This is a genomic window from Pedobacter cryoconitis (genome assembly GCF_003259615.1).
GTDB lineage: Bacteria > Bacteroidota > Bacteroidia > Sphingobacteriales > Sphingobacteriaceae > Pedobacter > Pedobacter cryoconitis.
This window is the reverse complement of record NZ_QLLR01000038.1, coordinates 25,250-50,442: the sequence shown is the minus strand read 5'-3', so window position 1 is coordinate 50,442 and position 25,193 is coordinate 25,250. Positions and strand designations below refer to the sequence as shown.

General features: G+C 40.3%; 20 protein-coding genes and 1 tRNA gene. 9 read left to right on the top strand and 12 right to left on the bottom strand.

Annotation, left to right across the window (positions count from 1 at the left end):
• Window positions 1-19: 19 nt before the first annotated feature.
• The 3 genes from LY11_RS23920 to LY11_RS23910 form a co-directional block, all read right to left on the bottom strand.
• Window positions 20-93 (bottom strand) — tRNA-Asp (locus LY11_RS23920).
• 89 nt (window positions 94-182) lie between these two features.
• Window positions 183-1,256, bottom strand: a complete 1,074-nt coding sequence (gene prfA, locus LY11_RS23915) for a peptide chain release factor 1 (protein ID WP_068405058.1) — start codon at window positions 1,254-1,256, stop codon at window positions 183-185.
• Window positions 1,257-1,481: 225 nt separating this feature from the next.
• Window positions 1,482-2,237 (bottom strand): UDP-2,3-diacylglucosamine diphosphatase, encoded by a 756-nt coding sequence (locus LY11_RS23910; protein ID WP_111636127.1) that lies wholly within the window; start codon window positions 2,235-2,237, stop codon window positions 1,482-1,484.
• A gap of 203 nt (window positions 2,238-2,440) precedes the next feature.
• On the opposite strand from LY11_RS23910, the gene LY11_RS23905 reads away from it, so the two are divergent.
• Both LY11_RS23905 and LY11_RS23900 read left to right on the top strand, forming a co-directional pair.
• Window positions 2,441-3,451 (top strand): NAD(P)/FAD-dependent oxidoreductase, encoded by a 1,011-nt coding sequence (locus tag LY11_RS23905; protein ID WP_111636126.1) that lies wholly within the window; start codon window positions 2,441-2,443, stop codon window positions 3,449-3,451.
• A 3-nt stretch (window positions 3,452-3,454) separates the two neighbouring features.
• Window positions 3,455-3,784, top strand: a complete 330-nt coding sequence (locus tag LY11_RS23900; RefSeq protein ID WP_068405051.1) for a 2Fe-2S iron-sulfur cluster-binding protein — start codon at window positions 3,455-3,457, stop codon at window positions 3,782-3,784.
• Here the strand turns inward: LY11_RS23900 and LY11_RS23895 are convergent.
• On the bottom strand, window positions 3,781-5,478 hold the full coding sequence (locus tag LY11_RS23895) for a S41 family peptidase (RefSeq protein ID WP_111636125.1): 1,698 nt from the start codon (window positions 5,476-5,478) through the stop codon (window positions 3,781-3,783). The two genes, LY11_RS23900 and LY11_RS23895, sit on opposite strands and share 4 nt — an antisense overlap.
• A gap of 39 nt (window positions 5,479-5,517) precedes the next feature.
• Window positions 5,518-5,733, bottom strand: coding sequence for a hypothetical protein (locus tag LY11_RS23890; protein ID WP_111636124.1), 216 nt, complete (start codon window positions 5,731-5,733; stop codon window positions 5,518-5,520).
• A 143-nt stretch (window positions 5,734-5,876) separates the two neighbouring features.
• Between LY11_RS23890 and LY11_RS23885 the strand changes: the two genes are divergently transcribed.
• The 4 genes from LY11_RS23885 (at window position 5,877) to LY11_RS23870 (ending at window position 13,432) form a co-directional block, all read left to right on the top strand.
• The gene (locus LY11_RS23885) at window positions 5,877-7,352 is read left to right on the top strand and encodes a DUF5687 family protein (RefSeq protein ID WP_111636123.1); all 1,476 of its coding nucleotides are present in this window, start codon (window positions 5,877-5,879) and stop codon (window positions 7,350-7,352) included.
• Between the two features lies 1 nt (window position 7,353).
• Window positions 7,354-8,055 carry an ABC transporter ATP-binding protein gene (locus LY11_RS23880; protein ID WP_111636122.1) on the top strand — a complete coding sequence of 234 codons (702 nt, stop codon included), beginning with the start codon at window positions 7,354-7,356 and terminating at the stop codon, window positions 8,053-8,055.
• A 490-nt stretch (window positions 8,056-8,545) separates the two neighbouring features.
• Window positions 8,546-10,471, top strand: a complete 1,926-nt coding sequence (nagB, locus tag LY11_RS23875; RefSeq protein WP_111636132.1) for a glucosamine-6-phosphate deaminase — start codon at window positions 8,546-8,548, stop codon at window positions 10,469-10,471.
• 105 nt (window positions 10,472-10,576) lie between these two features.
• Entirely contained in the window at window positions 10,577-13,432 is a 2,856-nt protein-coding gene (locus tag LY11_RS23870) for a M16 family metallopeptidase (RefSeq protein WP_111636121.1), read from the top strand.
• A gap of 103 nt (window positions 13,433-13,535) precedes the next feature.
• Here the strand turns inward: LY11_RS23870 and LY11_RS23865 are convergent, their stop codons facing one another.
• Window positions 13,536-15,068, bottom strand: coding sequence for a glycoside hydrolase family 10 protein (locus LY11_RS23865; RefSeq protein WP_111636120.1), 1,533 nt, complete (start codon window positions 15,066-15,068; stop codon window positions 13,536-13,538).
• Between the two features lie 216 nt (window positions 15,069-15,284).
• On the opposite strand from LY11_RS23865, the gene LY11_RS23860 reads away from it, so the two are divergent.
• Window positions 15,285-16,193 carry a hypothetical protein gene (locus tag LY11_RS23860; protein ID WP_111636119.1) on the top strand — a complete coding sequence of 303 codons (909 nt, stop codon included), beginning with the start codon at window positions 15,285-15,287 and terminating at the stop codon, window positions 16,191-16,193.
• Window positions 16,194-16,217: 24 nt separating this feature from the next.
• Here LY11_RS23860 and LY11_RS23855 read toward each other — a convergent pair whose 3' ends face one another.
• From LY11_RS23855 to LY11_RS23840, 4 genes are read right to left on the bottom strand one after another with little or no spacing between them, the layout of a single operon-like run.
• The gene (locus LY11_RS23855; protein ID WP_245952877.1) at window positions 16,218-19,946 is read right to left on the bottom strand and encodes a sensor histidine kinase; all 3,729 of its coding nucleotides are present in this window, start codon (window positions 19,944-19,946) and stop codon (window positions 16,218-16,220) included.
• A 28-nt stretch (window positions 19,947-19,974) separates the two neighbouring features.
• The gene (gene fabD, locus LY11_RS23850) at window positions 19,975-20,859 is read right to left on the bottom strand and encodes an ACP S-malonyltransferase (protein ID WP_111636118.1); all 885 of its coding nucleotides are present in this window, start codon (window positions 20,857-20,859) and stop codon (window positions 19,975-19,977) included.
• Window positions 20,860-20,877: 18 nt separating this feature from the next.
• Window positions 20,878-21,513, bottom strand: a complete 636-nt coding sequence (folE, locus tag LY11_RS23845; protein ID WP_111636117.1) for a GTP cyclohydrolase I FolE — start codon at window positions 21,511-21,513, stop codon at window positions 20,878-20,880.
• Between the two features lie 13 nt (window positions 21,514-21,526).
• A complete protein-coding gene (locus LY11_RS23840; RefSeq protein ID WP_111636116.1) occupies window positions 21,527-21,937 on the bottom strand; it encodes a 6-pyruvoyl trahydropterin synthase family protein in 411 nt (136 codons plus the stop codon).
• 96 nt (window positions 21,938-22,033) lie between these two features.
• On the opposite strand from LY11_RS23840, the gene mqnB reads away from it, so the two are divergent.
• Window positions 22,034-22,678 carry a futalosine hydrolase gene (mqnB, locus tag LY11_RS23835; protein ID WP_111636115.1) on the top strand — a complete coding sequence of 215 codons (645 nt, stop codon included), beginning with the start codon at window positions 22,034-22,036 and terminating at the stop codon, window positions 22,676-22,678.
• Window positions 22,679-22,712: 34 nt separating this feature from the next.
• Window positions 22,713-23,567, top strand: a complete 855-nt coding sequence (locus LY11_RS23830; RefSeq protein ID WP_111636114.1) for a menaquinone biosynthesis family protein — start codon at window positions 22,713-22,715, stop codon at window positions 23,565-23,567.
• A gap of 8 nt (window positions 23,568-23,575) precedes the next feature.
• Here LY11_RS23830 and LY11_RS23825 read toward each other — a convergent pair whose 3' ends face one another.
• Window positions 23,576-23,956 (bottom strand): hypothetical protein, encoded by a 381-nt coding sequence (locus LY11_RS23825; protein WP_111636113.1) that lies wholly within the window; start codon window positions 23,954-23,956, stop codon window positions 23,576-23,578.
• A 1-nt stretch (window position 23,957) separates the two neighbouring features.
• Entirely contained in the window at window positions 23,958-25,190 is a 1,233-nt protein-coding gene (locus LY11_RS23820) for an ABC transporter permease (RefSeq protein ID WP_111636112.1), read from the bottom strand.
• Window positions 25,191-25,193: the final 3 nt, after the last annotated feature.

The following is a 25,193-nucleotide window of genomic DNA, read 5'->3' as shown; positions in this document are numbered from 1 at the left end:
AATGTTTTGTCTAATCTTGCGGACCGGACGGGACTCGAACCCGCGACCTCCGCCGTGACAGGGCGGCATTCTAACCAGCTGAACTACCGGTCCGTCTTTCCCTTTCGGGATTGCAAATATAGGAACTATAATTACAATTCAAAATTAATATTTCAATTATTTTTGAATAAAAACCTAACTCATTAAGCTACAGAGCCCTCTTTCATCTTTTCTGCATTCTCAGCGAACTGTAACGCATCAATAAGCTCTTGTACCCCGCCGTCCATCACACCGTTCAGGTTATATAACGTCAAACCAATACGGTGATCTGTTACTCTTCCCTGTGGATAATTGTACGTTCTGATCTTAGCTGAACGGTCACCAGTAGATACCATAGTCTTACGTCTTGAAGCAATATCACCATTACGTTTCTGCAATTCAATATCATATAGCTTACTACGTAACATTTCCATCGCGATCTCTCTGTTCCCTAACTGTGAACGTTCCTGCTGACAAACTACAACCATACCCGATGGTCTGTGCGTCAGCTGTACCTTAGTCTCTACCTTATTTACGTTCTGTCCACCTGCACCACCTGAGCGCGAAGTTTGCAGATCAATATCAGCAGGATTTAAATAGAAGTCGATTTCCTCAGCCTCAGGCAACACCGCTACCGAAGCAGCCGAAGTATGTACCCTACCCTGTGTTTCAGTGTCAGGCACACGCTGTACGCGGTGTACACCAGACTCATATTTCAATTGTCCGTATACATCTTCTCCGCTCACTTTCATGATCACCTCTTTGTATCCGCCGGCTGTACCTTCAGTAACATCCACAACTTCAACTTTCCAGCGTTTCTGCTCGAAGAAACGGGTATACATACGGAATAAATCACCAGCAAATAAAGCTGCTTCATCACCACCAGTACCACCTCTGATCTCGAATACTGCATTTTTAGAATCCTCAGGATCTACAGGGATCAGCATCAGGCGAACCTTTTCCTCAATCTCTTCCTGTTGTTTCAACAGTAAATCCAGTTCCTCTTTAGCCATTTCACGCATTTCTGCATCCTTCTCAGTAAGCAGGATCTCTTTGTTTGCGTCAATGTTGCTCATTACATTTTTGTAAATCAGATATTCATTTACAATCTTGCTTAAATCTTTATATTCTTTATTTAACTGGGCAAAACGTTTCATATCCTGCATAGTATCAGGATTCGTCAATTGCTCTTCTACATCTTCCCAGCGAATTTTTATAGCTTCTAATTTCTCTAACATAATCTTTTTATTCAGCAAATAAATAGCTGCCCAGTCCTTTTCAACAATGTTTAAACCGTTAATCTCCAACTCATCCTGCTGGAAATTACCGGATCAGAAAGGTATACTGAAGCACTTGGTATTTATAGGATTACAAAAATAAGGAATTTCGGTGAAATATATTATTGTTTTTCAAGGACGATCAGGCTGCGCAACTAATAATTGATCAGCGTATTAGTATAGATTTTACTCCCCTGCCTTCTCAAAATACTTTAAACTCAACTCTTCGCCGTCAAAAACAGCATAAGAATTAAATCCGAACCACTCCCCGATATTGTAATATTTACTTCCTTTACCCAGGTCCACGATCATCGGTAAATGGCGGTGCCCGTAAATGAAATAATCATAATGTTGTTTTTCCAGTACTTCTCTCGAATATACAGCAAGCCACTCTTTATCCTCCCCCAGAAAAACTTCTTCTGTAGCCGTATTCACAATCCGGCTGTGACCAGACCAGCCCGTAGCGATCCCTAAACCAATTCTCGGTGGAAGGACAGAAAACAGCCACCTGCAAACCGGATTCCGGAAAAACTTCCGCAGCACCCGGTAACCCGCATCCCCAGGTCCCAGACCATCCCCGTGATGCAGGTAAAAACTCTTTCCTCCGCGATGGATAACCAGCTCATCACTAACGATCTGTATACCCATTTCTTTGGTAAAATAATCATCCACCCACATGTCATGGTTTCCTTTAAAAAAGTAGATTTTAACACCGGCATCAGACATCGAGGCCAGCTTTCCGAGTAAACGGATATATCCTTTAGGTACAACGGTTTTATACTCAAACCAAAAATCAAAAATATCTCCCATCAGAAATAACTCCGCACAAGTCGGTTCAATGGAATTAAGCCAGCGTACAATACGGTCTTCGCGAACGCGGCTTGCAGTATGATTTGGTGACCCTAAATGAAAATCAGAGGCAAAATATATGTTCTTTTTCATCAATATTCAAAGATAGTCAACCATTTTATCAATCATGTTCAAAAATAATTTTTACAGACAATCGCCCTTAACTCTATGATTAAATGAATACTTAACCCATTAGATCAGTCAACTTTGTCAAATCAGCCTCAATTTTGAATCAAATGCAGACAATCGAGAATCATTACAAACAAATTTCGTAAATTCGCAACAAATTTAAATACATGATTTCTACAGATATAGCCATCATTGGCGCCGGACCCGTAGGTTTGTTTGCTATTTTCGAAGCAGGTTTGCTTAAAATGCGTTGTCATTTAATTGATTACTTACCTCAGGTTGGAGGTCAGCTTTCCGAAATTTATCCTAAAAAACCTATATATGACATCCCTGGTTATCCGAGCGTATTAGCTCAGGAACTAGTTGATAACCTGGTAGAACAAGCTAAACCATTTCATCCTGGTTATACTTTGGGCGAACGTATCGAAGGCCTGGAGAAACGTGGTGAAGGTGATTTCGTCCTGACAACCAACATGGGTACGATCATAGAAGCTAAAGTTGTAGTTATTGCTGGCGGATTAGGTTGTTTTGAACCTCGTAAACCTGTAGTATCCGGACTGGAGCAGTTTGAAAACGGACGTGGCGTAAATTACATGATCCTTGATCCTGAGCAGTACCGCGGACAGAAAATGGTTATTGCGGGTGGTGGTGATTCTGCACTGGACTGGACTATATTCCTGGCTGATATTGTAGAAGAATTAACACTTGTACACCGCAGCGAAAGCTTCCGTGGCGCACCAGACTCTGTAGCTAAAGTAATGCAGCTGGCAGAAAGCGGGAAAATAAATCTTGTACTCAACAGTAACCTGGGTGCCGTAACAGGAACAGGCAAACTGGAAAATGTAGAGATTGTACATAACAAAACGCTTGAAAAAACAATCATTGATGCTGACCATTTAATTCCTCTTTTCGGATTAAGCCCTAAATTAGGCCCGATTGAGCAATGGAACCTGAATATTCATAAAAGTGCAATCGAAGTTAACACTGATGATTACTCAACAAATATCCCGGGTATTTATGCAATCGGTGACATCAATACTTATACAAACAAGTTAAAACTAATCCTTTGCGGATTCCACGAAGCTGCATTAATGAGTCACAGTGCTTACCAGTACATGAACCCTGGTGTTAAATACACTATGAAATATACTACAGTTAACGGAGTAGCAGAATTTTAAATAATGGAAGAAAATAATATTACCGTACACGTTCAAAACCCTGATGGCACTTTAACTTCACTGGAAGCTCCTGTTGACATGGGATTAAGCTTAATGGAATACCTTAAAGCTTGTGAATATGATATTTTAGCTACCTGCGGTGGTATGGCTTTATGCGCAACCTGCTGTGTGGATGTTTTGGAAGGTGAAGACAAGTTAAAGGAAATGACAGATGACGAATATGCCATGCTGGATACTTTACCCGATCTTTTACCAAATTCAAGATTAGCCTGTCAGCTGCAGTTAAGCCATGAAATGGACGGATTGGTTGTGAAACTACACGGGACTGATTAATTACTATCTGCAGGAGCTGCAATCACTTTTGCAGGATCACCTATAGTTTTATAAGTACCCTCACCTTTTAATATTGCAAGCATTTTAGTGGAATTGCCGAGCACTGATTTTGCGGCTTCCAGTTCCTTATCATACTGGAATGCTTGCACTATTTTACCTTTCTCAAAATAATACCTGCTTACAATCTGTGTTTCAAGTATTCTTTTGATTTCCGCTTTATGCGTGAATACCTCTGTTTTCTTAGCCACCAGCATCTTATCCTTCAGGTCTTCCAGATCTTTCTTAACCAATCCCAGCTTTTGTTCTTTCTCTGCTTCAGTTTTCAACTCTGAGAGCAATCTTTCCGTTGTAGAAGTATAAGCATAGTCTTTACCATCCAAAGAACTGGCAAAAGCAGCATAATCCTCATCTGACAGCTGAAACTCTGTAGCCGGGCTGATCGTTGCATGGCTCTTTTTATAGCTGTTAGCAAAATCAAAGAACATGCTCTTACTAATTAAAGAGATCGTTATAGGACTCAATTTGATAGTTCCGACTTCTACATCCGGGTAAACACCGCTGCCGTTATAAACAATCCGCCCTGTTTTAGTATTGTATTTCGCAATCAGGGAGTCTGCAAACTTTATATTCTTCCCGTCTTTATTTTTATGCGCATAATCTACGGCCTGGATACATCTTCCCGAAGGCGTAAAATATTTCGCTACCGTAACCTTAACCAAGCTGTTATAAGGCAGGTTGAAAGTTTGCTGAACCAGGCCCTTACCGTAGCTTCTTTGTCCGATAACTACACCTCTGTCCAGATCCTGCAACGCTCCCGCAACTATTTCTGAAGCCGAGGCAGAAGAGCCATTGATTAATACCACCAACGGAAGATCTGGCAACAACGGCAGGTTACTTGTTTTATAATTGATTGTTTTTTCAGGATTGCGCCCTTTTTGAGTCACCACAACCAGGTCTTTATTGACAAATAGATTGACAATTTTTACAGCTTCCTGCAAAATCCCTCCTCCATTATATCTTAAATCCAGGATCATCCCTTTTGGATGCTGTTTATTTAACTCAATTGCAGCATCCTGTACTTCCTGCGCAGAATTCTCCAGAAACTTATCCAGCCTGATATAAGCAAGGTCGCCGATCATTCCTGAATAGGAAACATTAAGTTGCTTGATTTCGTCTCTGACTAACTGTTTTTGAATCACTGTTCCCTCTCTGATCAGGAGCAGATCTACAGCAGAACCACGCGGACCACGAAGTAAACGGCTAACTTCAGCACGTTCCTTTCCTTTGACTTCAATGCCATTGATCTTTACGATCTGGTCGCCCGGCTGAATGCCTAGCTTAAATGCAGGATAACCTGCGCTCACTTCATTTACAAAAAGCTTTCCTTCGATAAAAACAGTACTCGCACCGATTCCGCCAAACTGTGTGCTCACATATTTCAGCTTATAATCTTCTACTTCAGACTCAGGAATATAGGTAGTATAGGGGTCCAGCGTATCCAGCATCGCATCGATTCCACTTTTCATTAAATCTCCGGCATTGGTTTCATCAACATAATTGATGTTGATCTCCTTGTATAAGGAAGCGAAAATGTCCAGATTTTTAGATACCAGGAATAAATCCTCTTTAAAAGACCAGGTAAAAGACGCAAATGCAATAAGAGCAAATAGAAGTGCAAACTTGTTTCTTTTCATGGGCATGCGAATGAGTTAAACAGGGGGCTTACCTATTGCTTATAACCTGTTTCCATTAGGATCGGCAAGCGCTTTATTGATGGTAAATTCAACATATCTGACATCCCTTTTCAATAAAGCAGTCAATTGATTAACCAGCTGATCTTCCTGACCAGGCGCAAATATTAAATTCTCTTTAGCCAAATCTCTGTATTTTCTAAGGACTTTGATTTTAACTCTTTCTGCGGATTCAGGAGTGAACGTAAAGCTTGCCATAATATATTCTTTCCCGCAAAAATATGAAAAAAAAACAGCAATAACTCAACAAAGCACCTTCTATATAGCAGATCTCGTGGTGACTTGCTTTCGAGCGAAATTCTGGTGTACGATGGATTTAATTTTTATATATATTTACGATTATGTACGCAACATTTTTAGCACATCAGTGGATGGGTTTTTGGAGATCCAAAGGCAAGGGCGGTACAATTGCAACCCAGCTGATTATGGGTTTCATTGTGCTTTACCTGGCGGCCGTTTCCATTTTCATTGGATATAATATGGAGCATATTATTATGGAAATGCTACCCGGCAAAGACGTGATACTGGTTTTCAACGGCATGATCCTTTACTATTTCACGATAGAGTTCCTGATGCGTTTACAGCTGCAAGAACTGCCTGCAATGGCCGTACAACCTTACCTGCATCTGAATATCCCTAAAAAGAAACTCGTCTCTTTCTTAAATATCACCGCACTTTTTTCAGTTTTCAACCTGCTGCCGCTCCTGCTCTTTTTTCCCTTTGCTATTTTAAAGATCAATAGTGATTTCGGCCCGTTCGCCTGTACTATGTATTTACTGGCCATTATCTCTTTAATGGTTTTCAATAATTATGCTGCCCTTTATTTCAAGAGGCTGACGATAGGGAATCTTAAAGCAGGAATTCTGGGTTCCATCTTTTTAGTGGCTGTTGGTCTGCTGGAATATTTCAAAATCTTTTCTATCGCATCGCTTTCAAACCTCGTTTTCCATACCATAACCATTACACCGCTCCTTGCATTAATCTTTCCTGTTGCAGCTGTTGTTATGCTCACGATCAACACCCGTTTTTTAAGAAGCAATCTTTATCTCGAAGAATTACAGTCCGCAAAACAGAAAAAATCAAGTACAGATTACCCCATTCTCGATCGGTTTGGCGAAGTGGGGGTCTACCTTGCGCTGGAGATCAAATTAATCCTGCGTAACAAGAGGTCGCGTTCCACACTGACTAAGGGGCTGCTTTTCATCTTCTATGGTCTTCTTTTCTATAAACAGGACAAGTTAGCTGCCGACAAGTTCTGGACACTGATTTTCCCCGCAGCTTTTATGACCGGGAACATGATTATGCTTTACGGGCAATTTATGTTTGGCTGGCAAAGCGCAGAATTTGACGGGCTTCTAACCAGCAAACTGAATATGCGCACTTTTTTTAAAGCAAAGTTCCTCCTGTTCACCATCGGATCAACACTGCTGACTGCCGCAGTAAGCCTTTACGGATTAATCAGCTGGAAAATCCTGATCCTGCAATTTGCTGTCTATTTCTATAATATCGGGGTCACATCCGTGATCACCTTATACTTTGCGACTAAAAACTACAAAGCACTCGACTTAAGTAAAGGATCTTCCATGAACTGGCAGGGAATTACCGCCTCTACGATGTTGCAAACCATTCCCCTGATGCTGAGCCCCTATTTAATTTATTTACCCATATCCCTGATCTTAAATCCCTACTGGGGAATTGCAGCAATAGCGATCACGGGCCTTGCAGGTTTATCGACCAGGAACTTCTGGATAAACTTTCTTACCAAAGAGTTTCAAAAAAGAAAATACAAAATTGCAGAAGGCTTTAGACAAAAATAAGATGCTGGAAATTAAAGAATTAAAGAAAGAATACGCTGGTACTACCGTTGTAGATATTGATCACCTCATTATTAATGCCGGGGAAACTGTTGGAATTGTTGGTAATAACGGTGCTGGCAAAACAACCCTGTTCAGGATGCTCCTGGATCTGATCCGTCCGTTTTCCGGAGAGATACTTTCCAAAGGAAAAAATGTAGCCCACAACGACCAATGGAAAAACTATACCGCGTCCTTTCTTGACGAAGGCTTTCTGATCAATTACCTCACCCCAGAAGAATATTTCCTTTTTGTCGGTTCCCTGCAACAGTACAGCCCTTCGGAAGTCATGAACTACTTAACTCCCTATACAGAACTCTTCAACGGAGAAATTATGAACAGCGGCAAATACATCCGCGACTTCTCCATGGGTAATCAAAACAAGATAGGTATCGTGGCAGCACTGCTTCAAAACCCCGAACTGCTGATTCTTGACGAACCCTTTGCTAACCTCGATCCCACCACACAAATCAGGCTTAAAGACCATTTAAAAACTTTAAAAGCAAAACAACTCACTACACTGATTTCCAGTCACGACCTTAACCACGTTACAGATGTCTGTGAACGTATTATCCTATTTGAAAAAGGTAAAATCATCAAAGATATGTACACCGATGAAAATACGCTGAAAGAGCTCGAAGCCTATTTCTCCTTAAGGACTTTTTAATTGAATCCCTTTTTATCAAGCTCTTTCCAATCCGATTTTTCTAATCAAATTCTTTGTAATTGAGTTCTTTCTAATCAGGTTCTTTACAATTAAGGTCTTTGTAATCGGATTCTTTGTGATTGGGTTTTTCTAATCCGGTTTTTTACAATTAAGGTCTTTGTAATCGGGTTCTTTGTGATTGGGTTTTTCTAATTCGGTTCTTTATAATTAAGGTCTTTGTAATCAGGTTCTTTGTGATTGGGTTTTTTCTAATTCGGTTCTTTACAATTAAGTCTTTTTTAAGCTTCCCAACTATCCTTCTGCAAATTAAACCCTTTCAAATCCCCCCACCCCAACCCACCCATAAGCTGAGATAAAAAAGGGGTATAGTATTTTTTTGACATGCAGTCATTCTTCATGAGTGCCGAAAAAAAACACTATACCCCTTTTTTATCGAAGACTCAAAAACTTTTTTATATTTACGTCTTCCTTAAATCCTCAAAACACCATAATTACAATGGCAAGATTAAATCTTTTGGAAGAAACACGTTTCGAAAAACTCCCTGTTTCAGTATTTGATAACCCAGCAGCAGCATCCATTAACGTTGCCCAGCGTATCGCTAACCTCATCAGAGACAAACAAGAAAAGAAGCAAAAGGCAGTTCTAGGCCTTGCAACCGGGGTTACACCAGTTGCAGTATACGCAGAGCTTGTACGTTTACACAAAGAGGAGAATCTTAGCTTTAGTAACGTCATCACCTTCAACCTGGACGAGTACTACCCGATGCAGCCCAACGCTGCCCAGAGTTATGTGACCTTTATGAATGAGAATTTATTCGATCACATTGATATTCCTAAAGAAAATATCAATATTCCTGACGGTACGCTCGAACTCGAAGCCATTCCTGCATTCTGTCTGGATTACGAACGCAAAATCGGAGAATTGGGTGGTCTGGACATTCAAATCCTTGGAATTGGGCGTACAGGGCACATTGGATTTAACGAACCGGGTTCTGCTCCCAATTCAGGAACCCGCCTGGTTACTCTGGATGACCTGACCAGAAGAGATGCAGCAAGAGACTTCGGAGGAAAATCCTTCGTCCCTTCCAAAGCAATCACGATGGGGATCGGAACTATTTTCAAAGCCCGTGAAATCATTCTGATGGCATGGAACCAGAAAAAAGCTTCCATTATAAAAAAAGCAGTAGAAGGAGAAATTTCGAGTGAAGTGCCCGCTACTTACCTGCAACTATCTGACCATGTCGAATTTATACTCGATAAAGACGCAGCTACCCTATTAACCCGATTTGACACCCCATGGCTTGTTAAAGACTGTGTATGGGAAGATAAATTAATCAGAAAAGCAGTAATCTGGTTAGCAAACACTCTGAAAAAGCCAATTTTGAAACTTACCGAGGATGATTTCAACAATCATGGTATGGCACAATTAGCCATCGAAAGAGGCCCCGTTTACAACATTAACATTCATATTTTTAATAAATTACAACATACCATCACCGGATGGCCGGGAGGAAAACCGAATGCGGACGACTCTCAGCGTCCTGAAAGAGCAGCGCCAGCTAAAAAAAGAGTTGTGATCTTCTCTCCGCATCCGGACGACGATGTAATCTCTATGGGTGGTACTTTTATCCGTCTCGTAGATCAGCAGCACGATGTCCATGTCGCATACCAGACTTCAGGAAATACAGCAGTATGGGATGATGATGCCCTGAGATTTGTAGAATTCAGCATTGACTTCGCAGAAAAAATGGGACTGGATCAAAAAGAACTGAAAGGCATTTATGACAACATGCGCACTTTTATCGCAGATAAAAAACCTAACCAGGTAGATACACCAGAAATTCAATCCGTAAAAGGACTGATCAGAAAAGGAGAAGCGATAGCAGGAGCACGTTACTGCGGACTGGAAGATGACCGTATCCATTTTATGGCCCTTCCTTTTTATGAAAGCGGGAAAAACAAGAAAAACCCGGTCACCAATCTGGATGTGGAACTGACCATAGAACTGCTTCAGAAAGTTAAACCTGAGCAGATTTTTGCTGCAGGTGACTTTGAAGATCCGCACGGCACACACCTGGTTTGCTTTAATATCATTATTGAAGCTATGAACCGCCTTCGCAAAACAGAAGCATGGGCAAAAGATTGCTGGCTATGGATGTACCGTGGCGCATGGCAGGAATTTGATACCCATGAAATTGAAATGGCAGTTCCATTAAGCCCTCAGGAACTGCTGAAAAAGAAATATGCAATTTTCAAACACCAGTCACAAAAAGACAGAGCAGTATTTCCTGGTGATGACTCCAGAGAATTCTGGGAGCGTGCCGAAGACAGAAACAGAGATACGGCAAGAGCTTATGATGACTTAGGCTTAGCGGAATACGAAGCTATGGAAGCTTTCGTCCGCTGGAAATTCTAAGCACTATTCCAGTAAAATCTTAGCGCCTGTTTAAGAAGTCGTCCAAAACTATATCAAAACAGAGTTTTAGACCGTTTCTTAAACAGGCGCTTAAATTAAACCCATATGTATAAAAAGATATTCCCGATTATCGGATTAGCTGTGCTTGCAGCAATTAATAATCCCGTATCAGGACAACAAAAGACTACAAAACATCAGCCAGCTGCTCAGCATACCACACGCACTGGAAAATTAATCCCCAATGATCCTGCCGTTAAAATCGGCAGATTGCCCAATGGCCTGACCTATTATATCCGTAAAAATGTGGAGCCCAAAAACAGGGCAGAACTTTACCTGGCCAACCGCATCGGCTCTTTAATGGAAAATGACGATCAGCTGGGCCTTGCACATTTTACCGAACACATGGCTTTTAACGGCACAAAAGATTTCCCTAAAAATGAGATCATCAATTATCTGCAAAAAGCAGGTGTACGGTTTGGTGCTGATCTAAATGCTTACACCTCATTTGATCAGACTGTTTATCAATTGCCGATTCCAACTGATAGTACTGAGCTCTTCCATACTGGTTTTAAGATTCTGGCCAACTGGGCAGGAAAAATCTCTATGGATGGAGACGAAATAGATAGAGAAAGGGGTGTCATCATTGAAGAGGACCGCCAAAGCGGAAAAAACTCCGGAGAACGGATCAGAAAACAACTGCTGCCGGTCATGCTGAAAGACTCCCGCTATGAAAACAGGCTTCCTATCGGAAAAATCGACCTGTTAAAAACTTTCACACACGATAAGATCAGAAATTTTTATGCAGATTGGTACAGACCAGATCTGCAAGCAGTGATTGCTGTCGGAGATTTTGATGTCAATGAAGTGGAAAAGCTGATTATTGCCAACTTCTCCGGTTTAAAAAATCCTGCTAAAGAAAAGGAAAGATTAAGTTATGACCTTCCGGATAATAAAGCACCGCTGGTTAAAATTATCACGGATGCAGAACAACAATACAATGTGGCTTCAGTAACCTGGAAACAACGTGGAAATATCACAAAAACAATCGCAGATCAAAGAAAAAACACTGTTTATGGGATGATTAACTCGATGTTGTCTGCACGTTATCAGGAAATCCTGGAAAAAGACAATGCGCCATACCTATTTGCACAAGGCTCTTTTGGCGGTTACCAGGGAGGATTAGTTCCCGGGATCAATGCTTTCCAAACTTCTGCAGGGGCAAAGTCGGGCAAGGACCTCCTATCTGCTTTTTCCGCAGCAGTTGCTGAAAGTGAAAGAGCCGTCAAATTTGGCTTCCTGCAATCGGAACTTGATGTGGTTAAAAAGAATATTGAGGCCGGAAATGAGATCCTGCTGAAAGAGAAAGACAAAACTTCTTCCGCTGCTTTTGTAGGAGAATACCTGAGCCATTTCTTAACCGGATCTGCAATTGGGTCCATCGAATTCAATTATACAGACACGAAAGAAAACCTGAAAACGATTACCCTGGCCGAAGTCAATGCACTGGCAAAAACATTGACGACCAAAGAAAATCAAATTATTATTGTAACAGCTCCTGAAAAGGAAAAAGCGAATCTTCCAACCGCAGCCCAGTTGCTTGCTGCCTTAGCCAATGCAGGAAAAAACCTGAAACCTTATGTGGATAACGCTGTTAACAAACCTCTTTTAGCCCAAAAACCAATAGCCGGGAAAGTTATTTCAGAAAAGAAATTTGAAGACATCGGCGTTACACAGTGGACACTGAGCAATGGGATTAAGGTTTTCTTGAAACCAACGGACTTCAAAAATGATCAGATTCTTTTCAGCTCCTTTTCTAAAGGAGGGACTTCATTAGCAGACGCAAATGATTATCAATCTGCCGATAACGCAGGCATCATTTCTCAAAGTGGTTTAGGAGACTTTAATCCTTCACAACTGAACAGGCTTTTAGCCGGAAATACAGGTAGCGCAGGAGCTTATGTAAGCGAATTGTACCAGGGCTTTAGCGGAAGTGCTGCGCCTAAGGATCTGGAAAATGCACTGCAGATGGTTACTGCTTCTGCATTGACACCGCGTAAAGACATAGAAATTTTCAACAAGTCCATCAGCGATGCTAAAGTGAGTTTGGAGAATAAGGATGCAGACCCTGAAAGCGTTTTTGCAGACACTGTGCAGGCTGTTCTCTCCTCTTACAATAAAAGGAATATGCCTTATACACTGGCAGACATTGATAAGATCTCGCTGGACAAGGCTTTCTCTTTCTATAAGGAGCGTTTTGCAGACCTTGGAGAACAAAGCTTTGTGTTTGTGGGTAACTTTGACCTGAATACAATTAAGCCGCTTATAGAGACTTATATTGCCAGTTTACCAACTTTACATCAAAAGACCAATTATGCAGACCTTGGCTCACGTACACCAAATGGGGTTGTCAGCAAAACAGTTTATAAAGGTCTGGAAGAAAAAGCCAGCGTTCAGCTTTATATTCACGGTGACTATGACTATACCACGGCGAATAATGTACAGCTTGATGCTTTAAGCAGTGCTTTGGAAATTAAAATCCTGGAAAGGCTGCGTGAAAAAGAAAGTGGTGTTTATTCTCCGAACGTTTCACTCAGCGTGAATAAATACCCAAAAGCGCATTACTATTTCACGATCTCTTTCAGCTGCGCACCAGCGAATGTAGAAAAGTTAATTGCTGCCGCACTGGACGAAGTAAAAACGATAAGAACCAATGGAGCAACCGCTCAGGATCTGGCGAAATTCAAATCTGAGGTACAGCGTCAGCAGGAATTAAACCTGCGCAACAACGGATACTGGCTTGGTTATCTGACCACCAGGCTTAAATATGAAGATGACCTGAATCAATTACTGACTGCAAAAGAAAGACTTAACGAAGTGACTACGGAGTCTTCCAAAACAAATGCACAGAAGTATTTAAAACAGGATAATTATATCCGGCTGGTCTTAATGCCGCAGCAATAACAAATAAGGCTTAAAGCAAAAAGCTTACATGAATCAAATCTGATGTGACCCCAAAAGTTTTTGTCCAACTTTTGGGGTTCACTTCATTCATGTCCGCTTTTTTTTATTTAGCCTCGACCCCTACCGGGCCGCTGGCATCGCTCTCATTCTTTAGCCTGTCGAGCGCAGTAACGAGATAAGTATATCTTTTTCCTTTAATAGTATTGGTATCTAAAAAGGATGGAGTATCATTAAAACTGATTTTGATAATATTTTTAGGATTGACCACACTAATCCTTTCTCCTTCATCAAAACGGTAAATCACATATCCGGAAGCCGTTTCTCCGTCTTCTGCTTTTAAAGGTGCTGACCATTTAAGTTGTACGCCTACGCCTACAGCCTCAGCACTTAAACCTTGCGGCATGTTTGGTACAATCTCATCCAGCCATGGCATTTGCGGAGGAAGTGCCGGGTATTTATATAAATCATTCCTCAGAGAATCTGCCGTTGCTCTTGCCACAGTAGAAAATGACTTGGAACTAAAAAATACACTTCCCTGCACGCGGTTATTCTCGCGCATATACCTGATCTGATCTGGAATCTGATTTGGGTCCCGCCATGCAGCTTCCATACGCTGATTCATTAAATAAGCAGCTTGCCCGATATAAAGATGTCTGCCATAAGTATTGTTACTCCACCAGTCTACTAAAGTATCAAATGGGGCGGCCTTCCTGGTAAAACTGAAATAGACCTGCGGATTGATATAATCCACCCAGCCTTCTTTAATCCATTTCCTGGAATCGGCGTACAATTCTGTAAAGTTAGAAAGACCGTTTGTCTCAGACCCCTGTGGATCTTCTTTTCTGTTTTTCCAGATCCCAAAAGGGCTGATCCCGAATTTCACGTATTTTTTATAATGGTGAATACTGTCATCCAGCTGCTTAATCAACAGGTCAACATTGTTTCTTCTCCAATCGTTCAGATTCGTAAACCCATTGGAGTATTTGCTAAAAGTAGCGCCGTCATTGATGCGCTGTCCTGCAATAGGATAAGGATAGAAGTAATCATCAAAGTGAATCCCATCTACATCGTAACCTTTCACTACGTCCAGAATAACCTGTACAATATATTCTCTGACCTCAGGTAATCCCGGATCAAATTGTTTCTTTCCACCGTAGGTAAAAAACATATCCGGCCTTTTTTTGGTCATATGGTCTTCGCTGAAGACTGTATTTGCGCTCATACTTGCCCGATATGGGTTAAACCAGGCATGTAATTCCATACCACGCGAGTGCGCTTCTGTAATCGCAAACTCTAAAGGATCATATCCCGGACTTGGCGCAACACCTTGTCTCCCCATCAGCCACTGGCTCCAGGGCTCTCTTGATTTACGGTAAAAAGCATCAGCTGCCGGCCTTACCTGCAGCATAATAGCATTCATTCCATTTCTTTTATGCTGATCAAGCAGTGCAATCAGCTCCTGCTTTTGTTCATCTACACTCAGGCCTGGTCTGGAAGGCCAGTCAATATTCGTAACAGTTGCAACCCAAACCCCTCTGAACTCCCTTTTTGGAGCAATTTTTGCTGCTGTTTGTGCATAGATAAAAATTGGGGTAATTAAAGTTGTTAGAATTGCAAAAACAATCTTTTTCAGCATTATTGGTTCTTTTGGTAGTTTAAATTTAAAATAAATGTGGGGATGTAATACTCAAATTTGAGCCCCAACGTTAGCAATTAAACGATTTTTTTTTAGCTCTCATACAATTTGAGTCATTTTTTTTACCACAAATTATATTATTTATCCTATGTTCGTTTTTTTTATCAATAAGTACTGTAAACAATTCGACAACGAAACTTCAATTTTTGATTTCAAATGTTAGACCGTAAAGATCCCGTAAATAAAGGAGACCGTAATAAAATATATTTTCTAATTGTAGTAATAGTGGCCTTGTTAGGTACAAATGCCTTTTTATATTTCAAGGATAAATATGAAAAAGAACGCTTTGTTACTACCAATACCGAGAAAGAAAGACTAAAACTGGAAGTAGAAAAGATAGAGGTTGAATTTGACAAGGTGAATACCATGAATGTTGCCCTGACTGAAAAACTTCAGAATGAGCAGAAACTGGCCAGGGTAAAAATTTCGGCACTTAAACAATCCTTACAGAAAGGGCAGGTCACCCAGGCAGAACTATCCGCAGCTCAGACTGAACTTAAAAAATTAAGAACATTTTTAACAGAATATAAAGACGAGTTTTCCCGCCTGGAGAAAGAGAATTCATTTCTTAAAGCTGAGAGAGATAGCTTAGTTAAGTCTGTAACTACGGTATCTGCCAAAGCAAATGCACTGGAAAAGAAAAATACAGAACTCAATGCCAAGGTAAAAAGCGGAGCAGCCTTAAAAGCTTTCAATGTAGCTCTTGCAGCATTTAAAGTAAAAAATAGTGGTAAAAATGTAGAAGTGACCAAAGCATCCACCGCTAAAAAACTGATTACTTACTTTAATATCATTCCTAATCAACTGGCAACAAAAGACTATCATAAAATCTATATCCGCGTTTTTGACCCTTCAGGAAACCTGATTGCCGATGAGCAGAACATGTTTGAAGCAGAAGGCCAGGAAATGCAGTATAGTGATATGATTACTATTTCTTATAACAATGATGAAACGGCTTATACTATTGAATGGGTAAATCCAAGACCTTTTGTCAAAGGGACTTATGCGATTCTGCTTTATGCAAATGGCTTTACCATGGGGAAAGCAGCGATTACGTTAAAATAATTGAAACCTGTTTCCTGATCAAACTTAAGCCTGCCCCTGAACAAGCGGGAAGCTCAGGTAAAAGGTAGTTCCGGTATCGGCTACCGATTTGAAGTCTATAGTACCGCCTGCATTTTCTACGGCCTGTTTCACAAAGGCTAAACCCAAACCTGTTCCAGAAGATTTAGTGGTAAAATTAGGGACAAATATTTTCGGCTGAAGGTCAAGGTCGATCCCTTTTCCATTATCTTCTACCTCTACCCATACATAGTGCTGATCATTGGTAATCTTGATAAAGATCATGCACTTATCCTTCATGTTTGCAGCTTCTATCGCATTCTTCATCAGGTTATTGAACGAACGCAGCATCTGGTCTTTGTCACCTTGTATCAGCACCTCTTTATTGGTCAGGTTAGAAATATAGATCTCTACATTTTTAGTGTTTACAAAAACATCCCTTGTTTGTTCAATAATAGGAATAAGCCTCAAACTTTCCAGTTTGGTATCCGGCATTTTGGCAAAATTGGAGAACTCTGAGGCAATAGTTGCCAGGCTATCAATCTGCTCTACAAAAGAGGTATAAAAACGCTCAAATTTCTTTTCAAAATTAGGATCTTTCTCTTTCCATGATTTCTCCAGTAATTGTACCCCCAGTTTTAAAGGAGTCAGCGGATTTTTGATCTCATGGGCAACCTGTTTGGCCATTTCACGCCATGCACTCTCCCTTTCAGATTTGGCCAGTTTAACCGCACTTTCTTCCAGCGCAGCAATCATTTTATTATATTCTTTAATCAATGACCCGATCTCATCATGACGTGACCAGATAATGGGTTGATTTTTCTGTCCGAGTTTAGTCTTTTTGATACTTTCCTGGATAAAAGTTAACGGACTCGTAATCTGGTTGGCCAGGAATACCGCCAAAATACCGATGGCCACAAAAACGAGTGCGTAAATATTAATCAGCGTATTGATGAACAATCCAATTTTTGCCTGGTAGTCGGCTTCATTCCCATAATAGGGCAGACCAATATAAGCGACAGTCTGATTTTGTGCATTCCTGATCGGCGCATAAGCAGAAGAATATTTGAACTCTCCGATAGTTTCCTGTGGATTGGAATATTCCGACCTTTGAACCTGCTTCAGATAGATATAAGCTTTAGGCTCCATCTTAGTCCCTATAATCCCGTAATCATACATCTTGGGCAGCGAAGTGAACAACAGGTTCCCATCAGTATCAAACAGATTTAAATAGGCAGAATTAATATCAGCAAACTGGTTGAAATTGATCACAGCCATATCGGTAGCTTCCGGTATGCCGGTGCTGAATATTTGCTTCTCATAAGACAGCTGCACTTTCCGGATCTTTTCCCTGATAAAGTCTTCTTGTTGTTTCCTGTACTCATCACGTATATAAAAGAAAGTAGACCAGCCAACAATCAACAAAGTGGCTACCACTGAAAGTACAATGGAAAGCTGTATCCGGGTCTTGTATAAAATCTTATTCGCATTGATCATTAAAGAGCGGTTGATATTAAACCACCCTCCCCAGCTCTTATCAATATTCTTCAACAGCCAGATGAGCATATACAAAGCCGCAGAAAAGATAATAAACATCAAAAAGAAGAATGATAATGCCGCAAGGCGGACAATATAGTTTACCTTCTCTTTACTGATCACAATAATTTTGGAGTTACTGGCAGAATAAATTAAGTGGCTATATCCCAGCTTAGACTCATTCACAATTACAGGCTCCCCGTAAACACCTTTAAACTCTGTATTGGCTATTTTATAAGTATATTTTCCGGCCTGTTTAATCAGCTTGTTGTTGTTATAAAAAGCAAAAGAATAGTTACTGTAATCTTCATCATTTTTCAATTTACCATCAATCAGGATCTCAGGAAACTGGCTGTTATAGTTATATTGTTGTGACTTCAATTCAATGACCAGCGTACCCAGAATATGGTTATCGTCAAAGATTGGAATGATACCGAAGTAGTTTTGATAACCGAAAGTATCATTAAGGCGATAAAAGAAGTTCGAAATCTTTACAGAACCTGATTTGACCAGGTTTTGATAGTGTTGCAACGACCGGTCCTCTCTTACAGCCAATGTCGAATCGGTTGCATTAAACTCATAAAAGTTATGTTCAAATGGGGACAGATACCCATCTAAGAAGGTTTTGATGATATAATTTTGCAGCGCAAGATGCCGGTTTGATCCCGGGCTTTTAAAATAATCCGTAATGAATAAATCATTGGAGATTCCATTTCCAAGGCTTTCAATAGAATTGATGACTTTAGGATCATCTGATGACTGCAGCTTTTGTGCGATTACATACCGGTTGCTCCGCTCCTTAATATCATTGAATTTCAAATACTTAATAGAAGAAATAAAAGCAAGACAGAAAAAGACAGCCGCAAAAGTACCTATGGAAAACTTATTCTTCTGAATATAGCCATTGTAGGAAATGATAAACAGGAATAAGGCGTATGCGATGAAGAAGGCTGTAAAGTCTATGCAAAGCATATAAATGAAATACAAAACAAACAGCGTCAGGAACAAAATTAACCGCTCTTTATTGCTCACATTTAACTGCCTGGTTAGTTCTATACAGATATTGGCCAGCAGATAAATATTAAACCAGACCAGACAAAGAATGATAATACAAACCCAGCTTAACCAGCTCAGATTGATAATATTGGTAATATCAAAGTTGATCTTGGAGTTATAAATAAGACCAAAAAATACCTCATTCATTAAAAAAGCAATACCAGAAAATAGCAATAACAGGAATAAATGGAAGAACAGACCTGCCACTTTACCCTTGACTATCCATTTCGGAAGCCGGTAATGATCTTTATAGGTGAACATGAAAAGTACAACCCAGGTAATGGAGAGCACATTGAGCAGGAAGTCTCCCAGAGAAGGCAAGAAGAAACTTTCCGCGTAAATAGCAGGACTGAAAATCTCCAGACTGAACTGATGGTTATACCATCCGTACTCCAGATCGGTAACCCTTACCCCTAAAAAGAAGCCAATAAGCAGCAAGGTTGCCGGGATCAGGTAGCCTCTTTTGGCCAGCCTGGCGCAAAATGAGTTGACAAAAAGGGCAAAGCTGAATAAACCGATTATCCAGAGCCATATTTGTATCGCAGAGTAAACACTCTCTGTATAATTGGGTTTGAGTTTCACCTCAAACAGCAATTTGCCATCGAGGTTCATAATGCCGTTTACCTGTTCATCCATAAAGGAAGCCAGGGCCAGGGAGTTAGAGGAAGATAAATCCTTTACTATCCCATTTTTAAGATACCTGTTCTGGATACTGAACTGATCTTTAACATCAATCAGGAAGATCAAAGTATAACTTCCTTCTGTTTTTTTAATTGCTTCATACCATCCGTTGGAAAGTTGCAAAAAGGAAGATCCTTCTTTTACCTTATCCAGGTTTGGTGGTATCGCTTTATAAGAACTCCAGAATTTAAGGACGGAATGGTCGTAGGTTAAAATATTAATTCCTTTGACACCAAAGGAATTAATATAATTCAAAGCAAATGTTTCATTCAGGTGAAATTGCTTGGCTCTTTCAAGCTGCTGCGCATCTGCTAAGAAATCATATACAGTTTGTTCATTTAAGGCAAGGTTCTCCTGAAGTTTACTTGCCTCGTGTTGCAGGAGGTCTTTTTCTGTTATAGAGTGTTTTAACGATAATGCAGTAACAATACAGCATATCCCCAGAATCAATAAAAGAAATCTTATTTTACCCCCTATATTCACGCCGGATCTTTTAATTTATAAATACCGATTAAACAGGGACAGCAGCCGAACTGGTCTGCGCTTCTCTGCTTACTTTTTTAACCAGGCCTTGTAAAACTTTACCAGGTCCTACTTCTATAAATTCATCGGCTCCGTCTGCCAGCATACGTTCTACTGTTTGTGTCCATCTTACTGCACCTGTTAATTGTGTGATTAAATTAAATTTAATCTTTTCAGGATCTGTTTGTGGTCTTGGATCAACATTCTGGTAAATCGGACATACCGGAGGCAGAATTGTAGTGTTTTCTATCGCTTCTTTCAGCTCGATCCTTGCTGGTTCCATTAGCGGAGAGTGAAATGCACCACCTACATTTAATTTCAAGGCCCGCTTTGCACCTGCTTCTGTTAATTTAGCACAAGCAATATCTATTCCTTCTATACTGCCGGAAATAACCAATTGGCCCGGGCAGTTATAATTTGCAGCTACAACTACTTCGTCAATCTCTGCACAGATTTTCTCCACTACATCATCCGCTAAACCTAAAATTGCAGCCATAGTTGAAGGTTGTAATTCGCAGGCTTTCTGCATGGCATTTGCACGGGCAATCACTAGTTTTAATCCATCTTCAAAAGAAATTGCTGAAGCAGCAACCAATGCTGAAAACTCTCCTAAGGAGTGTCCGGCAACCATATCAGGTTTAAAATCGTCTCCTAAAGATTTGGCAAGGATCACCGAATGCAGGAATATGGCAGGTTGAGTAACGTTAGTTTGTTTCAACTCTTCTTCAGTACCCGAGAACATGATGTCGCTGATGCGGAAGCCAATAATATTATTTGCTTTTTCAAATAATTCTCTGGCCATTTCATTTTCGTATAGTTCCTTACCCATACCTGAAAATTGCGCGCCTTGCCCTGGAAATAAATATGCTTTCATTTATATTATTCTTGTTTTCTAATGTAACCGTGCTGTTATTAACCTCAAAAACTCTGCCCTCGTTTTATCTTTGGCAAATTCTCCTGTAAAAGCTGAGGTCGTTGTCACTGAATTTTGTTTTTGTATCCCTCTCATTGCCATACATAAATGCTGACATTCAATCACTACTGCTACTCCTGCAGGGTTTAAAGTTTCCTGGATACAATCTCTGATTTCATTTGTTAATCTCTCCTGTACCTGTAATCTTCTTGCAAAAGCATCCACTACACGTGGGATCTTGCTTAAACCAACAATATGTCCGTTGGGAATATAGGCTACATGCGCTTTTCCAAAGAAAGGCAGCATATGGTGTTCACACATAGAATAAACTTCTATGTCTTTTACCACAACCATCTGGCTGTAATCTTCTTTAAACATGGCTGAACGTAAAATCTCAGCTGGTTTAATATCATAACCATGGGTCAGATATTGTAGTGATTTAGCCACACGTTCAGGTGTTTTTAATAAGCCCTCCCGCTGAGGATCTTCTCCCAGCTGAGTCAATATATCCGTATAATGACTGGAAATAGAAACTGTTTTTGCTGTATTGTAACGATCTATTTTAACATACCCTTCGTTTTCTTCATCGAAGGCATCTAGTGTATTATTTTCCATGTATATCGTGTGATTAACCGAAGTACTCTACAAAGTTGTTTTCAGTTTCGTAAATTTTAACGCAATGCAGTATTGCACCACCTTGTTGAATATGGGGCAGTAATTGATCCCAAACTGCAATCACCAGGTTTTCTGTTGAAGCCAGTTTGTCTTTCATGAAATCTACATCAAGATTGAGATTTCTATGGTCAAGTTTGTCAATGACGTGTTCATTGATAATTTCTTTCATCCATTTAAGGTCAACCAGAAAGCCTGTTTCAGGGTTTATTTCTCCCTTTACAGTAACAAAAAGCTGATAATTATGACCATGCCAGTTAGGATTGGCACATTTGCCAAAAACTTCCAGGTTATGATCATCAGACCAGTCTGGTCTTGCTAATTTATGTGCGGCGTTGAAAGATTCTTTGCGGGTTATATAAATCATATTTCAGTAATTGACCGCAAATATACGAAGACTATCTAAAAACAAGCAAGGTATGTTCTGGCTCAGCTGTTTTACATTATTTTGTAACTTCGTTAAATGAAGATACTGGTAGTTGCAGCGACAAGAGCAGAATTAGCCGGATGCTGTACAGCTTTTGGCCTGGCCGAAGGAAATTTTATAGAAACCCCTCGTTTTGACCTTTTAATTACGGGTGTGGGAATGACAGCTACTGCATTTGCACTCGGGCAGCATTTATCCGCAGCCGCGCAGTATAAACTGGTTATTAATTTAGGAATTGCAGGCTGCTTTGACCGGAAAATTCCTTTAGGCAGCCTGATTAATATTGTTCGTGATGAGTTTTCAGAATTAGGGGCGGAGAATAAAGAAGGATTTCTGACGATTGAAGACCTGGGTTTTGGAAAAAGCAACTACACAGCTATTCCTTCAGCAGATAATTTACCCGGGCTGCAAACTGGTTTACCGGAAGTAAACGGGATTACGGTCAACAAAGTACATGGCAATAAAGAAAGTATCCGGGCGATCACCAGCCGCCTTAACCCGGTTATTGAAAGTATGGAAGGGGCAGCAGTCTTCTATTGCTGTACGCAGCTGAATATTCCCTGTATTCAGGTCCGCAGTATTTCTAATTACGTGGAAGAAAGAAACAGGGACAGCTGGAAGATAGGGCTTGCTATTAAAAACCTGAACGATTGGACAATTGAATTTTTGACAAACAGTTAACCAAGCAGCTACAGGAACTCCTTACATTTACCACATGAAACTTTCACTCGGCTTTTCTCCTTGTCCAAACGATACTTTTATTTTTGACGCATTAATTCATCATAAAATTGATACCGAGGGCCTGGAGTTCGAAGTATTCTTTGATGATGTGGAAACCTTAAATCAAAAGGCGTTACGTTCAGAACTGGATATTACCAAGCTGAGTTTTCATGCTTTCGCCCATGTGGTGGAAAAATACGCGCTGCTGGATTCAGGAAGTGCATTAGGCTTCGGAGTTGGCCCTTTATTAATTTGCGAGAATGAAGATTTAATTGGCAGTGCGCGCTTAACTCAAAAAGATTCTACTTTGAGTGTGGCTATTCCTGGCGAACTCACCACTGCGAATTTCCTGTTGGGTATTGCTTTTCCCAATTTGCTCAATAAACAGGTAATGGTTTTCTCAGAGATCCAGGATGCCTTATTAAATCATAGTATCGATCTTGGCCTGATTATTCATGAGAACCGTTTCACTTATACAGACAAAGGGTTACATAAGATAGTTGACCTGGGCAGCTATTGGGAAGAATTGACAGGCTGTGCAATCCCATTGGGAGGCATTGTAATTAACCGTAAGCTGGATCATGAAATACAACTGAAGGTAAACCGCCTGATCCGCAAGTCTGTAGAGTTCGCTTTCCAGAATCCAAAATCAGGAATTGACTTTATTGCAGCCCATGCGCAGGAAATGGAAGAAGCAGTCATGTATAAACACATCGATTTATATGTCAACAAATACTCTGTTGACTTAGGTACTGAAGGCAGAAAAGCAATAGATATTCTGTTTAAAATGGCTCAGGAAAAAGGGATTATCCCGGAAATCACTCAGAACCTTTACGTAACCAACTCATAACTACCCTGCTATTGATTGCAGGGGCCATCAGGAATTTCACGCGTAATTTTGATCAGTTTAGTCACGACTAAAGTAGAATCAAAATCTGCCGATACCACCAGGCTATCTGATTTAATGACATGACATTCTGCTTCAATATAAACAGGTTCGTAAGGTTTTTCAAAATTGAATTTACTATAACCCAGCTCCAATGTTTTAGAGCTATCCGCAACCCAGTATTCCCTGCCCTCTTCACAATCTGTAAAAGACTTGATTTCCGGCCCGTAGCTATACAATCCTTTGATTATTCTGGTTTTACTTTTTTGAGTCTCATTACCGGTATGGTTACAAGCTGTAAAAGCAATAGAAAGGACGAATAATAATAAAAATGTATGTTTTAAGGAATTCATGTTAGAGATCTTGATTTAAGTGATTAATGTTCTTCACGCTCAAATTAGATGACAAAGCTGATGCCATAAACGAGAAAATACTCACTGTGATGAATACTAATAAAAAATCTTTCCATTTAAGGCCAATCGGATAAGCATTACTCATCAGCAGGTTCTCCTGTGACATTTTAACGAATCCAAACTTCTGCTGCAATAAACAGAAAACAAGGCCAACAAAAAGACCAAAAACACAGCCTGCTAAGGTGATCATCATTCCTTCGAAAAGGAATATCTTTCTAATGAGGCCTTTCCCAGCCCCCAGACTGCTTAATATGGCAATATCTTTCAGCTTATCAATAACCAGCATGGTCAGTGAGCCTATGATATTAAAAATGGCAATGATCAGGATAAACGTTAAAATGATATATACTGCCCACTTTTCGGTACTTAAAATATTATATAATGCTTTATTCTGCTCCACCCTATCTTTAACAACGTAGTTCTTGCCCAGCTGTTGTGCAATCTTAGCTTTAAAAACATCAGGGTCTACCCCTTTTTGCAAATTGAGCTCTATTGAAGAGACTTTTATTTCTTCGTTTAATAATTTCCTGGCGAAGCTTAGCGGTACAATCGCAATGTTATCAAAATCCTGCTGCACTTCGAAAATACCTGACACCGGAATATACAAATCCATAAAGTCATCTGCTGGATTAACAGAACTTGTTTTCAGCCCTTTTTTGGGAGAAAAGACCTGCAACTGTGTAAATGGGTCATTGGTATTCACCATTAAATAGTTTTGCAGCGCAGAGCCAATTACCGCATTAGGCCCGGCTTCGGTTTGCAGTACAAATTTCCCCTGTACGGTAATGCTATCCAGGCTTTTATTTTTAAGGTAAGAGGTACTTACTCCTTTCACCATTCCAACAGACTGCTTGTCACGGTACCGCAGCAAAGCATTTTCAGAAAGTACTTCGGTAAAAGAATAGACTTCTTTTGCAGACTTAAGTTCCGTAAAAAAAACGCTGTGCGGGTTAAAAGTCTTTCCTTCTGCAGGTGCAATGACCAGTTGCGGGGTAATGGTATTGAACATCTTCAGCACCACATCCTCAAATCCATTGAATACTGATAAAACAATAATCAAGGCCGCACTGCCTACAAAAACCCCCAGCACAGAAATGGTAGAGATAATATTTATAGCATTGGTAGACTTTTTAGCAAAGAGATACCTGCGGGCAATATAAAGGGCTGTGTTCAAATG

Excerpts from the sequence above, each read along its gene's own strand:
- LY11_RS23905 (WP_111636126.1), top strand. The coding sequence starts at position 2,441 with ATGATTTCTACAGATATAGCCATCATTGGCGCCGGACCCGTAGGTTTG.
- LY11_RS23895 (WP_111636125.1), bottom strand. The coding sequence starts at position 5,478 with ATGAAAAGAAACAAGTTTGCACTTCTATTTGCTCTTATTGCATTTGCG.
- LY11_RS23870 (WP_111636121.1), top strand. The coding sequence starts at position 10,577 with ATGTATAAAAAGATATTCCCGATTATCGGATTAGCTGTGCTTGCAGCA.
- LY11_RS23830 (WP_111636114.1), top strand. The coding sequence starts at position 22,713 with ATGAAACTTTCACTCGGCTTTTCTCCTTGTCCAAACGATACTTTTATT.
- LY11_RS23825 (WP_111636113.1), bottom strand. The coding sequence starts at position 23,956 with ATGAATTCCTTAAAACATACATTTTTATTATTATTCGTCCTTTCTATT.
- fabD (WP_111636118.1), bottom strand. The coding sequence starts at position 20,859 with ATGAAAGCATATTTATTTCCAGGGCAAGGCGCGCAATTTTCAGGTATG.
- LY11_RS23840 (WP_111636116.1), bottom strand. The coding sequence starts at position 21,937 with ATGATTTATATAACCCGCAAAGAATCTTTCAACGCCGCACATAAATTA.
- folE (WP_111636117.1), bottom strand. The coding sequence starts at position 21,513 with ATGGAAAATAATACACTAGATGCCTTCGATGAAGAAAACGAAGGGTAT.
- LY11_RS23860 (WP_111636119.1), top strand. The coding sequence starts at position 15,285 with ATGTTAGACCGTAAAGATCCCGTAAATAAAGGAGACCGTAATAAAATA.
- LY11_RS23885 (WP_111636123.1), top strand. The coding sequence starts at position 5,877 with ATGTACGCAACATTTTTAGCACATCAGTGGATGGGTTTTTGGAGATCC.
- prfA (WP_068405058.1), bottom strand. The coding sequence starts at position 1,256 with ATGTTAGAGAAATTAGAAGCTATAAAAATTCGCTGGGAAGATGTAGAA.
- LY11_RS23890 (WP_111636124.1), bottom strand. The coding sequence starts at position 5,733 with ATGGCAAGCTTTACGTTCACTCCTGAATCCGCAGAAAGAGTTAAAATC.
- LY11_RS23865 (WP_111636120.1), bottom strand. The coding sequence starts at position 15,068 with ATGCTGAAAAAGATTGTTTTTGCAATTCTAACAACTTTAATTACCCCA.
- LY11_RS23910 (WP_111636127.1), bottom strand. The coding sequence starts at position 2,237 with ATGAAAAAGAACATATATTTTGCCTCTGATTTTCATTTAGGGTCACCA.
- LY11_RS23900 (WP_068405051.1), top strand. The coding sequence starts at position 3,455 with ATGGAAGAAAATAATATTACCGTACACGTTCAAAACCCTGATGGCACT.
- mqnB (WP_111636115.1), top strand. The coding sequence starts at position 22,034 with ATGAAGATACTGGTAGTTGCAGCGACAAGAGCAGAATTAGCCGGATGC.
- LY11_RS23880 (WP_111636122.1), top strand. The coding sequence starts at position 7,354 with ATGCTGGAAATTAAAGAATTAAAGAAAGAATACGCTGGTACTACCGTT.